General features: G+C 67.7%; 12 protein-coding genes. 10 read left to right on the forward strand and 2 right to left on the reverse strand.

Translation table 11 applies throughout. The features are described 5' to 3' along the window. Positions 1–26 precede the first annotated feature (26 nt). Positions 27–704, forward strand: coding sequence for a TetR/AcrR family transcriptional regulator (locus IB259_RS13495; RefSeq protein ID WP_119451901.1), 678 nt, complete (start codon positions 27–29; stop codon positions 702–704). Between the two features lie 39 nt (positions 705–743). On the opposite strand, the gene IB259_RS13500 is transcribed toward IB259_RS13495, so the two are convergent. Next, positions 744–2,186 (reverse strand): M81 family metallopeptidase, encoded by a 1,443-nt coding sequence (locus IB259_RS13500; RefSeq protein WP_192329277.1) that lies wholly within the window; start codon positions 2,184–2,186, stop codon positions 744–746. A 447-nt stretch (positions 2,187–2,633) separates the two neighbouring features. Here IB259_RS13500 and IB259_RS13505 point away from each other — a divergent pair, with 447 nt between their 5' ends. Genes IB259_RS13505 through IB259_RS13535 form a run of 7 tightly spaced genes read left to right on the forward strand, consistent with a single transcriptional unit; the run spans position 2,634 to position 11,063 of the window. Next, positions 2,634–4,073 carry a M81 family metallopeptidase gene (locus IB259_RS13505; protein ID WP_192329632.1) on the forward strand — a complete coding sequence of 480 codons (1,440 nt, stop codon included), beginning with the start codon at positions 2,634–2,636 and terminating at the stop codon, positions 4,071–4,073. Positions 4,074–4,130: 57 nt separating this feature from the next. Further along, entirely contained in the window at positions 4,131–5,714 is a 1,584-nt protein-coding gene (locus IB259_RS13510; protein ID WP_119451899.1) for an ABC transporter substrate-binding protein, read from the forward strand. Positions 5,715–5,748: 34 nt separating this feature from the next. After that, positions 5,749–6,684, forward strand: a complete 936-nt coding sequence (locus tag IB259_RS13515; protein ID WP_054451821.1) for an ABC transporter permease — start codon at positions 5,749–5,751, stop codon at positions 6,682–6,684. Positions 6,685–6,703: 19 nt separating this feature from the next. Beyond that, positions 6,704–7,597, forward strand: a complete 894-nt coding sequence (locus IB259_RS13520) for an ABC transporter permease (protein WP_054451823.1) — start codon at positions 6,704–6,706, stop codon at positions 7,595–7,597. A gap of 9 nt (positions 7,598–7,606) precedes the next feature. Further along, a complete protein-coding gene (locus IB259_RS13525) occupies positions 7,607–8,677 on the forward strand; it encodes an ABC transporter ATP-binding protein (protein WP_054451825.1) in 1,071 nt (356 codons plus the stop codon). Further along, positions 8,674–9,681, forward strand: coding sequence for an ABC transporter ATP-binding protein (locus IB259_RS13530; protein ID WP_175160281.1), 1,008 nt, complete (start codon positions 8,674–8,676; stop codon positions 9,679–9,681). The genes IB259_RS13525 and IB259_RS13530 overlap by 4 nt, the downstream gene beginning before the upstream one ends. Then, positions 9,678–11,063, forward strand: a complete 1,386-nt coding sequence (locus IB259_RS13535) for an amidase (RefSeq protein WP_192329279.1) — start codon at positions 9,678–9,680, stop codon at positions 11,061–11,063. Before IB259_RS13530 ends, IB259_RS13535 begins: the two co-directional genes overlap by 4 nt. 31 nt (positions 11,064–11,094) lie before the next feature. Here IB259_RS13535 and IB259_RS13540 read toward each other — a convergent pair whose 3' ends face one another. After that, entirely contained in the window at positions 11,095–11,970 is an 876-nt protein-coding gene (locus IB259_RS13540) for a LysR substrate-binding domain-containing protein (RefSeq protein WP_192329281.1), read from the reverse strand. 119 nt (positions 11,971–12,089) lie between these two features. Here IB259_RS13540 and IB259_RS13545 point away from each other — a divergent pair, with 119 nt between their 5' ends. Together IB259_RS13545 and IB259_RS13550 are read left to right on the forward strand one after the other, a co-directional pair. Further along, on the forward strand, positions 12,090–12,713 hold the full coding sequence (locus IB259_RS13545) for a glutathione S-transferase family protein (protein WP_054451831.1): 624 nt from the start codon (positions 12,090–12,092) through the stop codon (positions 12,711–12,713). A gap of 98 nt (positions 12,714–12,811) precedes the next feature. Next, on the forward strand, positions 12,812–13,771 hold the full coding sequence (locus tag IB259_RS13550; RefSeq protein WP_208949719.1) for an LLM class oxidoreductase: 960 nt from the start codon (positions 12,812–12,814) through the stop codon (positions 13,769–13,771). Positions 13,772–13,787: the final 16 nt, after the last annotated feature.

The raw sequence follows: 13,787 nt of genomic DNA on the forward strand, positions 1-13,787 counted from the left end.
ATGACGCCAAGGAACCAGGAACAGCCATGACACCGCCAGAGCGCCGACCAGCGCGGGGACGCCCTCCCACCATCACCCGGGAGCGGATTGCCGATGCCGGCATAGCGATGGGCCTGCCGAACATCACCTTCGTCGGGCTCGCGGCGGCACTGGGCGTCAGCCATATGGCGCTGTACAAGCACGTGCCCAGCCTGGAGGAACTCAAGCGCCTGGTCGCCGAGGAGATCTTCAAGCGCTGGCAGATACCGCAAGCCTGTAGCAACGACCGCGGCGAACTGAAGGAATACCTGACCACTTTCGCCGCGTCCGTGCGCGAGTTCGTCAAGGCGCACCCAGGCGTCACGCCCTACGTGATCCGCAGGCTGGCTGCGACGCCTTCCATGCTCGCCAAGATCGACGAACAACAGCGGCACATCGCCAAGGCCTACGGAATTTCCAGGGAACAGTCCCGCATCCTGCTGGCGACGGTGGCCTTTCACGGCATGGCGGTGGCCGACACGGTGTATTCGGTCGCCGGGCTGGAGCCGGTCGTGGAGGCGGAACGCGCGGCGGAAGAATCCGAGATGGAAGTGGAACTGGACCAAGGCATGCAGGCGCTGATCATCGGCCTGCTCGCCATGCTGGATAACGGCCCCCCGCGGTCCGACGCCGCCGCACCCAAGAAGCGCGTCCCCGGACAGGAAAGAAAGCCGTCCAAGGGCTGAGGGCCGGCCGCGCGGCCCATTGCCGGAATGGCAATCCCGCTACGCAATCGGCCATTTCGGCAGCCTGGCCTTGCGGTACGGCAAGCTGCTCCAGTCCGGGCTGGCGGAACCGGGCGCGGCCACGTACAACACCGCCTTGGCCAAGGGCGCATACCTGGCGTGGAAGTGGTGCGCGGACTTCACCACGATCAGGCGCTGCGCCGTCAGGTCGCAGCCCAGCTGGGTAAAGAGGTCCGTGTGATAGGCCTGTGTACGCAGCGAGACCAGGACGACCAGGATGCCGTCCACGTCGACCAGCGCGCAGTCGCCCAAGGCGATGCGGGTGTTGGAGTTACCCGTCATGTGCATGTCCGCATGCGTCGCCACGACCCGGCAGCGCGCGTCCACGGGGCTGCCGGACAACGGACCGACCTTGCCGCCGATACGCAGGTCCAGCACCGCGCCGGGGCCAGCGTCGAACGCAATGCGCGCCGCAACCGGATCCCACAACGGACCGATGGCGGCATTGCGTATGCCGCGCTCGCGCATCCTGGCCAGCAGATAAGTGGAGTCTCCGGCTGCGCCGCTGCCGGGATTGTCCGAACGGTCGGCCAATACGATCGGCCCGTCGCCATGGGCCAGCGCTTCATCCAGCGCCTGGTCCACGCTGCGGTAGGGCACCATGAGCTGCTCGCGCATGCCGATGAGTTCATCGGCCAGGCGGCGCGCCAGCGCTTGCGCGGCGCTAGCGTCGCCATCGGCGTAGACCAGCACCTTGGTGCCCATTTCCGGCACGTCTCCCGTGGCGAAGCCTTGCGCCGCCGAGATCGACAGGATGCCGTCGCGACCTTCCTGCGCCTTGATGCGGCTGACGAAGCCCTGCGCCGGTTCGCGGGTGGTGTGCATGGGCACGATCATGTCGCAGTCGATCAACGCCGCGACGGGTCGCGTGCGCCCGGCCTGCGCGTCCAGGCACAAGGCCAGCAGGTCCTCGGCGCGCTCCAGTACATCGGTGTGGGGATATTCCTTAAACAGGACCAGCACCGTGGCCTGCTCCACCATCAGCGGCGTGAGATGCGCGTGCGGATCCAGCTCCGCGCCCACCACCACGTCGGGGCCGACGATCTCGCGCACGCGGCGCAGGATGTCGCCCTCGCAGTCGTCGTAGCCGTCGGCCACCATGGCGCCATGCAGGCCCAGCAAGACCATGTCCACCGGCATCGCCGCGCGCAGGTCGGCCAGGATCTGGTCGCGCAGCGTCTCGTAGGCCGCGCGCGTGGTGGTGCCGCCCGGCTGGGCCGAAGCCACCAGCCCTTCGACCAGCGTCCAGCCTCCTGCGCTTGCGCCTTGGCGCGCAACCCATAGCGGTCCGGCGTAGAACGTCATATGGTCGGGATGCGTGCCGCCGGGAAGATACTCGCGCGACTTGAAGGCTGCGAGCCCGGTAGGCAAAGGCGAGAACGTATTGGTTTCGGTGGCGAGGGCGCCGGTGAATATGCGCATGGGGCGACTCCAGGGCGCGGCGCGCCGCTAGCGGTTGAAAGGCGACGGCCTTGCGGCTTGCCCGCCGGCCAGGAACAGCTCCAGATTCTGAGCGCCGCCAGACCCGCCCACAAATTCCAAATCATGAACTGTCCATAACCTTTCATATGCGCGCGGAAAGGCTTTCGGCCGGCCTATCGTTTTCCCTTAAAAGCAGCCGATCTGCGCGCTTTTCGCCGCGATTTTCCCCGAAAAAGCGCACACCATAACCTTGGGTTATCCATGGGAACACGTTAGCTATTTGTGCCTCGCTGGTGTGCCGCCGATCATCCGCGATACGGAACGCAGTGCCTCTCTCATGTGGCGGCAATGACGGACATCCGATCCATACAAGGGGAAAACTATGTCGTCGACCTGGACCGCCGCGCGCGCCGCGGCGCATGCAGCAACCTGTCCGGAGGCCCGGCCATGAAGATCTTCAGCGCCGGCCTGGGCACGGAAACCAACACCTTCGCGCCCATGCCCACCAGCCTCGCCTCCTTCCAGGACCGCGACTACTATCCGGCGGGCACGCATCCGGACTCGGTGACCTTTGCAGGCGCGCCGCTGTACGTGGCACGGCAGCGCGGCCGCGAGGCCGGCTGGACGCTGGCCGAAGGCCTGGTCACGTCCGCGCAGCCGGGCGGCACGACCACCCGCGCCGCCTACGAGACGCTGCGCGACCAGATCCTGGCCGACCTGCGCGCGGCGATGCCGGTGGACATGGTCTTGCTGGGCCTGCACGGCGCCATGGTGGCCGACGGCTACGACGACTGCGAGGGCGACATCCTGCGCCACGTGCGCGAGATCGTCGGCCCCGATGTGGTGGTGGGCGCCGAACTGGATCCCCATGCGCACCTGAGTCCGTTGATGGTGGAACAGGCCACGGTGCTGGTCCTGTTCAAGGAATATCCCCACACCGACATCCGTGAACGCGCGGAAGACCTGCTGGCCTTGTGCCTGGACGCGCAGGCCGGGCGCACGCGACCCGTCGCGGCGTTGGTCGACTGCGACATGATCGTGCCCATGCACACCACCCGCGAGCCGGCGCAGGGCTTCGTCAGCCGCATCAAGGCGCTGGAAGGCCGCGACGGCATCCTGTCGATCTCGACGGCGCAAGGCTTCGCCACCGGCGACGTGCCGGAAATGGGCACCAAGGTGCTGGTCTACGCCGATGGCGACGCTAGCGCCGCGCAAGCGCTGGCGCGCCGCCTGGCCGATGAACTCATCGGCATGCGCGAGCAGCTCATGGTGCCCTACCGCAGCGTGGACCAGGCGCTGGACGAAGCGCTGGCCTTCGGCGACGGTCCGGTGGTGCTGGCCGACCGGCCCGACAATCCCGGCAGCGGCGCGCCCGGCGACGCCACGTTTGTCCTGAGCCGCATGCTGGAACGCGGCGTGACGAACGCGGCGCTGGGTCCCATGTGGGATCCGGTTTCGGCGCGCATTGCGTTCGACGCCGGTCCCGGCGCGGTGCTGGACCTGCGCATCGGCGGCAAGGTCGGTCCCTTGTCCGGCGACCCTCTGGACCTGCGCTGCACGGTCAAGGCCATCCAGGCCGACATGATCATGACGGGCCTGTCCGGCGCGCCGGCAGCGATGGGGGACTGCGCGCTGGTCGAGACCCAGGGCATCGAGATCGTGCTGACCTCACTGCGCAACCAGGCCATCAACATGGACCTGTTCACGCAGCTGGGCTGCGATCTTTCTTCCAAGAAGATCGTGGTGGTCAAGTCCGCGCAGCACTTCCATGCATCGTTCTCGAAAGTCGCGCGCCACATCATCTATGTCGGCGGCAAGGGCGTCGCCACGCCCGACTGGAAAACGCTCACGTACCGCAATATCCGGCTGCCCAAGTGGCCGCTCTAAGAACCTGCCGGCGCGCGGACGCCGGCGCCTCCACCAACAAGATGGGAGCCTAGCGCGATGAAAAAACGCCTGCTTTGCCTGTTCTCGACGGCCACCCTCGGCCTGGCCTTCACCCTTGGCGCCGCGCCGGCGCACGCGCAGCAGGCCAAGACCCTGCGCATCGTGCCGCACGCCGACCTGAAGGTGCTGGATCCGACCTTCACCACCGCCTACATCACGCGCAACTTCGGCTACATGGTGTACGACACGCTGTTCGCGATGGACTCGCACAGCAAGCCGCAGCCGCAGATGGTGGAAAAGTATTCGGCCAGCGACGACAAGAAGACCTGGACCTTCACGCTGCTGCCTGGCCTGAAGTTCAGCGACGGCCAGGCGCTGACCACCGCCGACGTGATCGCGTCGCTGCAGCGCTGGTCCGCGCGCGACAACATCGGCCAGGCCATCACGCGCGCCGGCGGCAAGTGGGAAGCCGTGGACGCCAACACCTTCAAGCTGACGCTGGACCAGCCGTTTGACCTGGTGCTCGAAGGCCTGGCGAAGGTGTCCAGCTATCCCGCGTTCATCCTGCCCCAGCGCCTGGCCTCGCAGCCGGCCGACCGCCCGCTGACCGAGGTCGTAGGTTCCGGCCCTTACCTCTTCAAGCGCGCCGAATGGGTGCCTGGCAGCAAGATCGTGTTCGAGCAGAATCCGAACTACGTCGGCCCCAAGGCCCAGGCCGACGGCTTGGCCGGCAACAAGACCCCGCACATCCCGCGCGTGGAATGGCGCGTGCTGCCCGATTCCAACAGCGCCACGGCCGCGCTGACCAACGGCGAAGTCGACATGATCGAACAGGCGCCGGCGGACTACATCGACGCCTTGCGCGGCAACAAGAACGTCAAGATCGGCGTGATGGAGCGCGCCCAGGGCTACATCATCCTGAACCAGTCCATGCCGCCGTTCAACAACGAGAAGGCGCGCCAGGCCGTGGCCCACCTGGTGGACCAGGACAAGTTCACCGCCGCCATGGGCTACCCGGACGACCTGCGCATGAAGTACTGCGCCACGGTCTTCATCTGCGGCGGCCCCAACGACACCACTGCCGGCGCGGCGCCCTACGCCAAGCCCGATCCCGCCCTGGCCAAGAAGCTGCTGGCCGAAGCCGGATACAAGGGCGAGAAGGTCGCGATCCTGCTGCCCACCGACCTGGCCTACCTGAACTCCGCCACGCTGGTCGCCATCCAGGCGCTGCAGGACATCGGCGTCAACCTCGACATCCAGTCCATGGACTGGGCCACGCTGACCGCGCGCCGCGCCCGCAAGGAACCCATCGACAAGGGCGGCTGGAACATCTTCCTGTCGGCCGCTTCGGAGTTCAACGTCGACTCGCCCATCAGCAACACCTACCTGGGCGCGGTATGCGGCAACAGCCTGCCGGGCTGGCCCTGCGACAAGAAGCTGGACGAACTGCGCGCCCAGTGGATTGCAGCCACCAGCTCGGACGAGCGCAAGCGCGTGCTCGACCTGTTCCAGGAGCGCGCCTATGAAGCCTTCCCCGCGATCTCGGTGGGCCAGTATTCGCGGGCATTCGCGTCGCACAACAGCCTGAAGAACGCGGAAAAGATCTGGAGCCTGCCGAACCTGTGGGTGCTGGACAAGTAATCCGCAGCCAGCCTAATCGATACGCGAGACAACCATGGGTTACATCATCCGGCGAGTGCTTGCCATCGTGCCTGTCATGGCAGTGGTGGCGGTGATCGTCTTCCTGCTGATCCACCTGTCGCCGGGAGACCCGGCGGCGCTCATCGCCGGGGATTTCGCCTCCGCCGACGACATCGCCAAGCTGCGCGTGGCGCTGGGCCTGGACGAGCCGCTGTGGCGGCAGTTCGGGCTGTGGGCGGGCAAGCTGCTGCAAGGCGACCTGGGCACGTCCATCTTCACCCACGTGCCCGTGACGCAGCTGCTGGCGCAGCGGGTGGAACCTACGTTGTCCATTGCCGCGCTCACGATGCTGGTCTCCATCATCGTGGCCGTGCCGCTGGGCGTGCTGGCCGCCTACCGCGCCGGCACCTGGATCGACCGCCTGGTGATGCTGTTCGCCGTGCTGGCGTTCTCGGTGCCGGTGTTCCTGGTCGGCTACCTGCTGATCTACGGCTTCGCCATCAAGCTGCAATGGCTGCCGGTGCAGGGCTATGTCAGCCTGTCCGAGGGCGTGGGCCCCTGGCTGCGCAACCTGACCCTGCCCTGTATCAACCTGGCGCTGGTATACATCGCGCTGATCACCCGCATGACCCGCGCAACCGTGGTGGAAGTGCTGCACGAGGACTACATCCGCACGGCGCGCGCCAAGGGCCTGGCGGTGCTGCCCGTGCTGGAGCACGCGTTGCGCAATGCCGCCATCCCGATTGCCACCACGGTGGGCGTGGGCATCGCGCTGCTGATCGGCGGCGTGGTCGTGACCGAGACGGTGTTCGCCATTCCCGGCATCGGCCGGCTGGTCATCGACGCGGTCCAGCACCATGACTATCCGGTGATCCAGAGCGTGCTGCTGCTATCGGCCGGCACCTATGTGCTGATCAATCTGCTGATCGACCTCAGCTACCGGCTGTTCGATCCTCGCATCCGTTACTGAGCCGCCGCAGGAAAGAATCATGTCAGAAAGCTCGATTTCCACCAGCCCGCCCGTGGTGCTGCACGAGGCGCTCAGCGCCAGCGGCCGCCGCTGGCGCTGGATACGCAAGCACCCCACCCTGATCCTGGGCCTGGCGCTGCTGTTGATCGTGGCGGGCCTGGCCATCGCCGCGCCCTGGATCGCCACGCACAACCCTATCAGCATCAATCCGCTGCAACGCATGAAGCCGCCGTCGGCCGAACATTACTTCGGCACCGACGCGCTGGGCCGCGACGTGTTCAGCCGCGTGGTGTGGGGCGGCCGCGTGTCGCTCGTGGTGGCCATCGTGGTGGCGCTGATCGCGACCGCGGTCGGCGTGGTGCTGGGCCTGATGGCGGGCTTCGTGCGCTGGGCCGACGCGATCATCATGCGCATCATGGACGGCATGATGGCCATTCCCGACATCCTGCTGGCCATCGCCCTGATGGCGGTGATCCGCGCCAGCCTGACCACGGTGATCATCGCGATCGCCATTCCGCAGGTACCGCGCGTGGTGCGCCTGGTGCGTTCGCTGGCGCTGACGCTGCGCGAACAGCTTTACGTCGAAGCCGCCCACGCCGTGGGCACGCGCCTGCCGGTGATCCTGCGGCGCCACGTGCTGCCCAACATGGTCACGCCGCTGGTGGTGCAGGCCACGTTCATTGCCGCCACCGCGGTGCTGACCGAAGCGGTGCTGTCGTTCCTGGGCGTAGGCGTGCCAGCCCAGGTGCCCAGCTGGGGCAACATGATGGCCGACGCCCGCAACTACGTGGCGGTGGCGTTCTACACCATCCTGTATCCGGGCATCCTGCTGGCCGTCACCGTGCTGGCGATCAACCTGATGGGCGACGGCCTGCGCGACGCGCTCGACCCCCGCCTGACCAACCAACGCTAGGAGCACGCCATGGCAATCTCTCCCGCCGCCGTCGCCCCTGGCGATGTGCTGCTCGAAGTCGACAACCTGCGCACCTACTTCGATACCGTGTCCGGCACCGTGCGCTCGGTGGACGGCGTGTCCTACCAGGTGCGGGCAGGCCGCACGCTGGGCGTGGTCGGCGAGTCCGGCTGCGGCAAGAGCGTCACCGCGCTGTCCATCCTGCGGCTGATCCCGACGCCGCCCGGGCGCTATGCCGGCGGCCAGATCCGCTACCGCGGCACCGACCTGCTGGGCCTGACCGAAAAGCAGATGCGCCAGATCCGCGGCAACCGGATCTCGATGATCTTCCAGGAACCGATGACCTCGCTGAACCCCGTGCTGACAGTGGGCCGGCAGATCGCGGAAACGGTGATGCTGCATCAAAAGCTCGGCCGCCGCGAGGCCTACCGCCGCGCCGAGGAAATGCTGCGCCTGGTGCAGATCGCGGAACCCGAACGGCGCGTGCACGAGTACCCCTACCAGCTTTCCGGCGGCATGCGGCAGCGCGTGATGATTGCGCTGGCCCTGGCCTGTAATCCCGAAGTGCTGATCGCCGACGAACCGACCACGGCGCTGGACGTGACCATCCAGGCGCAGATCGTGGACCTGCTGCGCAGCCTGCAGCAGAGCTTGGGCATGGGCATCGTGCTGATCACCCACGACCTGGGCGTGGTGGCCGAATGCTGCGACCGCGTGGCCGTGATGTACGCAGGCCGCAAGGTGGAAGAAGCTCCCGTCACCGAACTGTTCGACCGCCCCCTGCATCCGTACACGCGGGCGCTGATGGCGTCGATGCCGTCGATGAACGCGTCGACGCAACGCCTGGCCGAGATCCCCGGCATGGTGCCCGCGCCCAGCGAGCTGGGCAAAGGCTGCAGCTTCGCGCCGCGCTGCGCCTACGCCACCGACCGCTGCCGGGCCGAAGCGCCGCAATTGCTGGAACATGGCAGCGACCACGTGGTCGCCTGCCACGAAGCGGCGCGCGTCGCCGCGCAACCGGCCCCGCAGGCGGCCGCTTCGACGCCCCCCGGCGCCGCCCTGACTGGAGTCCAAGCATGAGCGCCCGCAACCAGCCCGCCGCCCCGGCCACGCCCTTGCTGGAAGTGCGCGACCTGAAGATGCACTATCCCGGCGCGGGCGGCTGGTTCAAGCCGCGCCGCAAGGTCATCCAGGCCGTGGACGGCGTGTCGTTCTCTGTCGCCCGCGGCGAGACCCTGGCGCTGGTGGGCGAATCCGGCTGCGGCAAGACCACCACCGGCAAGTCCGTGCTGCGCCTGATCCAGCCGACCTCGGGATCCGTACGGCTGGAAGGCGAGGAAATCCTGGCGCTGTCGGCCGAGCAGATGCGCAGCCGCCGGCGCGACATGCAGATCATCTTCCAGGATCCGTACGCGTCGCTGAATCCACGGCTGACGGCAGGCGACATCGTCGGCGAACCGCTGCAGAACTTCCCGGCCTCGGGCGGCCGGTCACGCGCCGATGAGATCGCCTGGCTGTTCTCCAAGGTCGGCCTGCGTCCGGAGGCGATGAAGAAGTTCCCGCACGAGTTCTCCGGCGGCCAGCGGCAGCGCCTGGGCATCGCGCGGGCGCTGGCCCTGCGGCCCAAGCTGATCGTGTGCGACGAACCGGTCTCCGCGCTGGACGTGTCGGTGCAGGCGCAGGTGATCAACCTGCTGATGGACCTGCAGGAAGAGATGGGCATCGCCTACCTGTTCGTCGCGCATGACCTGGCGGTGGTGCGCCACATCAGCCATCGCGTGGCGGTGATGTACCTGGGCCGCATCGTCGAGGTCGCCGACCGCGACACGCTGTTCTCGCGCCCGCTGCACCCGTACACGGAAATCCTGCTGTCGGCCGTCCCGGTTCCCGATCCGCACAAGCCCGCGCAGCGCAAGCTGCTGCAGGGCGATCCGCCCAGCCCGGCGAATCCTCCCAGCGGCTGCCGCTTCCACACACGCTGCCCGCTGGCGCAGCCAGTGTGCAAAGAGAAGCAGCCGGTCCTGACCCAGCGGCCAGACGGCTCGGACGCCGGGCAGCACTGGGTGGCGTGCCACTTCCGATGAGCGCGCCGCGCCTGCTGGCGGGTCCTCTGCCGGGCAGCGACCCGGTCTTTGGCCGCGGCATCGCCGAGCTGCGGTCGGCCATGGCAGCGGGCGCGCTCAGCGCCATGGACCTGGTGCGCGCCTACCTGGCGCGCATCGCCGCGCACGACCAGGCCGGGCCAGCGCTCAACGCGGTCATCGCGCTGAACAGCCAGGCGCTGGCCGAGGCCGCCGATCGGGACAGGGAAAGACAGCGCGGGGCGGCGCTGGGGCCGCTGCACGGCATTCCCCTTCTGCTCAAGGACAACATCGATACCGTGGGCATGCCCGCCACCGCTGGCTCGCTCGCGCTGGCCGGCCGCCGCCCGCAGCGCGACGCCGACGTCGTGCGCCGGCTGCGCGAAGCCGGCGCCGTGGTGCTGGGCAAGACCACGATGCACGAACTGGCCTGCGGCATCACCAACGTTTCTTCACTATCCGGCCGCACGCGCAACGCCTACGACGCCGCCCGCGTTCCCGGCGGATCCAGCGGCGGTAGCGCCGTCGCGGTGGCGTCCAGCTTCGCGGCGGCCGCGATAGGCACCGACACCAGCGGCTCGATCCGCATCCCCGCGGCCTTCAACCAGGTCTGGGGCCTGCGGCCCACGGCCGGACGCTACAGCAACGCCGGCGTGGTGCCGCTGTCGCCGACGCTCGACACGGTCGGCCCGATGGCCCGCAGCCTTGCTGATATCTCAGCCCTGTGGTCGGTGATGGCGGGACAAGGCGAAGACGCGCGCGGCGCGGACCGGGCCTGGCGCATCGGCACGCTGGAAGCATTCTTCGGCCCAGCCGGCGCGGAACTGGAGGTGTCGCACCACGTCCGCGCGGCGCTCGCCGGTTGGCAAGCCGAGGGCGCACAGATCCAGCCTGTCGCGCTGGCGCTGGAAGACGCGCGCCTGACCGCCGCCAACGTCACCGGCCATGAATTCCGCGACGCGCTGGCCCTGTGCCTGCGCGATGCGGGTCTGCCCGTGCGCAGCCTGACCGACATCCTGGACGGCGGCTATCCCCACCCGGAAGTCGCGCCGCTGCTGCGCGAGCGCGATGCGCTGCGCGATCCCGACGGCAGCGCGCGCCTCGCGGTGCTGGCCCGCGCCCAGGCGCTGCGCGACGAATTGTTGACTGCCATGGACCAAGGCCAGCTGGACCTGCTGGCCTATCCCAGCGTGCGTGGCGCGCCGGCACTGCTGGGCCAGGCCCAGCGCGGCGGCAATGGGCTGCTCGCGGCGGTGACGGGACTGCCGGCCTTGAGCGTGCCCATCGGCTTCACGCCCAGCGGAATACCCGTCGGCCTGGAACTGCTGGGTCGCGCGGGCAGCGAGCGCCAGCTGTTTCAGGCTGCGCGGCGCTTCCAGGCTTGAAAACTCCTTGCCGCGTAAGCAGCCGTAGCGGTCACGCCCTGGCCTCCTCGACGATCCAGTCGATGAAGGCGCGGACTTCCGGACGCTGGACCGCGCCGGGCCTGCTGACGGCGTAGTAGGCGAACCTCGCGGGCCAGGGCTTGTCCAGCGCCTGGACCAGGCGTCCGGCCGCGATCTCTTCCTGCGCGTGCGCGGCGGGCACCAGCGCAAGTCCCTGGCCCGCTTCCGCCGCCCGGATCAGCAGGAAATCGTCATCGAACGCATTGCCGCGCTGCGCCCGGGCATCCTGGGCCACGCCATGCGCGCTTAGCCACAGCGGCCAATCGGCGCGGTCCGCATCGTGCAGCAGCGGGTAATCCAGGCAGTCCGCCGGTTCGGCCAGCGCCGCTGCGAAGCCTGGCGCGGCCACCGGCACGAGCACCGGCGCCATCAGCGGCACCACATCCAGTCCCGGATAGTCGCCCAGCCCGTGGCGCAGGGCGACATCGACGTGGTCGCGCCGCAGATCGACCAGGGCAGGCGTCGCCTCTACCCGGATTTCGATGTGCGGATGCCGTTCCTTGAACCGCCCCAGGCGTGGAACCAGCCAAGACGCCGCGAACGTCGCCACGGTGCTGACGGTCAGGCTTTGCCGCGCCTGCTTCGCGGCCAGCATGTCCACTGCCTTGTCGATCTGCGCGAACGCCGCGCTAAGCATCGGATACGCCTCGGCGCCCCCCTCCGTCATGCGCATGCCGTGGCGTTCGCGCACCAGCAGGGCGATGCCGAGCCGGTCCTCCAGCAGCCGGATCTGCTGGCTGACGGCGCCCGGCGTGACATGCAAGGCCTGCGCCGCCGCGGTGATGCCGCCGCGCTGGCTTACCTCGACAAAAGTGCGCAGCGCCTGCAGGGGAAGCGTTGCCGTCATTTTAGATTTCCTAAATTTAAAAGTGAGAAATGATCGCTGTACCGGATCCCGCTCAACAAAGAAAATTTCAATGCCGCCGCGGATCCTGAATATTTAGCTAATCTTAAATGAGCAAGCCCATGCTGAATCTATACACCGATAGTTCTCCCAATGGCTACAAGGCCACCATCGCGCTGGAAGAACTGGAACTGCCCTACCGCCTGCACCATGTGCGCATCGCGCAGGGCGAGCACCGCCAGCCGGATTTTCTGGCCCTGAATCCGCACGGCCGCATTCCGGTACTGACCGATGATGAAACCGGCGTGGCGCTGTTCGAATCGGCGGCCATACTGCTGTATCTCGCGGAAAAGACCGGGAGGCTGCTGCCCACGGACATCCAAGGCCGCTGGGAAGCGATCAAGTGGCTGCAATTCCATTCCAGCAGCGTCGGTCCCATCATCGGGCAACGCGTGAACTTCGAGGTGTTCGACAAGGCGCGCAACCCCGCCGCGCTCGAACGCTACCAGCGCCTGACCGAGGATGCGCTCGCGGTGCTGGACCGCAGGCTGGCCGATCAGCCCTACCTTGCCGGCGACGCCTACTCCATCGCCGATATCGCGCATTTCGGCTGGAGCCACATCGCACGGATCATCGATTTCGATTTCAGCCATCACCGGCACCTGAGCGCATGGCACGAACGCGTGGCAGCGCGGCCCGCGGTCGCCAAAGGCATCACCCTGCCCGCGCCGGCAACGGGCGCTTGAAGGAAACAAGGACAGTCGGAATGGACACCACCCTCTCTCTCCATGGCATGACGGGAGCGTCGTACTTCGCTTTTTCCGCGCACCCCGGCTATCGGCGGATGTTCGCGCCCGACCGCCTGACGCTGGGCATCTTCCTGCCGCTGCGCTTCTATGAAGGCAGCATGGCGGTCCTTGCGGGGCAGGCCGAACTTGTGCGGCAGATCGACCGGCAGGAGTTTGCCGCCGTCTGGGTGCGCGACGTACCCTTGTACTCCCCTTCGTTCGGCGATGCCGGCCAGGTCTTCGATCCGTTCACCTACCTGGCCTTTCTGGCGGCGCAAACGAAGAAGATTGCACTGGCCACGGGCAGCGCGATCTTTTCCCTGCGCCCCCCCATCGATCTGGCCAAGGCGGCGACAACCATCGACCAATTGTCGGGCGGCCGGCTGGTGCTGGGGATTGCGTCGGGAGACCGTCCGGTCGAGTTTCCTGCCTATGGGCTGAATCACGACGAACGCGCTGCGCGTTTCGCCGAGGCGGTTTCGTACTTCCGTCAGTTGATGCGCCCAGGACGCCTGGAGATCGATTCGCCGCTGGGGCGCTTCAGCAACGCGGAATTCCTGCCCAAGCCCGCCGCGGGCGTCATTCCGCTCATCGTCACGGGTTCGTCGGGGCAGTCGCTGCCGTGGATCGCCGAACACGCCGATGGCTGGCTGACCTATCCCGACGCCACCGATACGTCGACAGGACCCAAGCGCCTGGGGGCCAAGATCCGCGCCTGGCGCGCCCAGATTCCCGACGGCGGCTTCCGGCCGCACATGACCAATGAATGGCTGGACCTGGCCGAAGACCCCGACCATCCCCGCACGCCCTTGCATAACGGCTTCGTGCTGCGCACGGGCAGGAAAGGCTTGATCGCGTTGCTGGAAGAATGGCAGGAGGCCGGCGTCAATCACGCCGCGCTGGGCATCCAGTTCTCGCAACGGCCCGCGGCGGACGTGCTGCAGGAACTGGCGGAGGAAGTGCTGCCGCATTTCCCCACGCATGAAGGGCCTGGGACTTTGCCGGACGCTTGGTAGCTCACGCAGGCGGCTA

The organism is Achromobacter sp. ACM04, assembly GCF_014851465.1.
GTDB classification, from domain to species: Bacteria; Pseudomonadota; Gammaproteobacteria; order Burkholderiales; family Burkholderiaceae_B; genus Achromobacter; species Achromobacter aegrifaciens.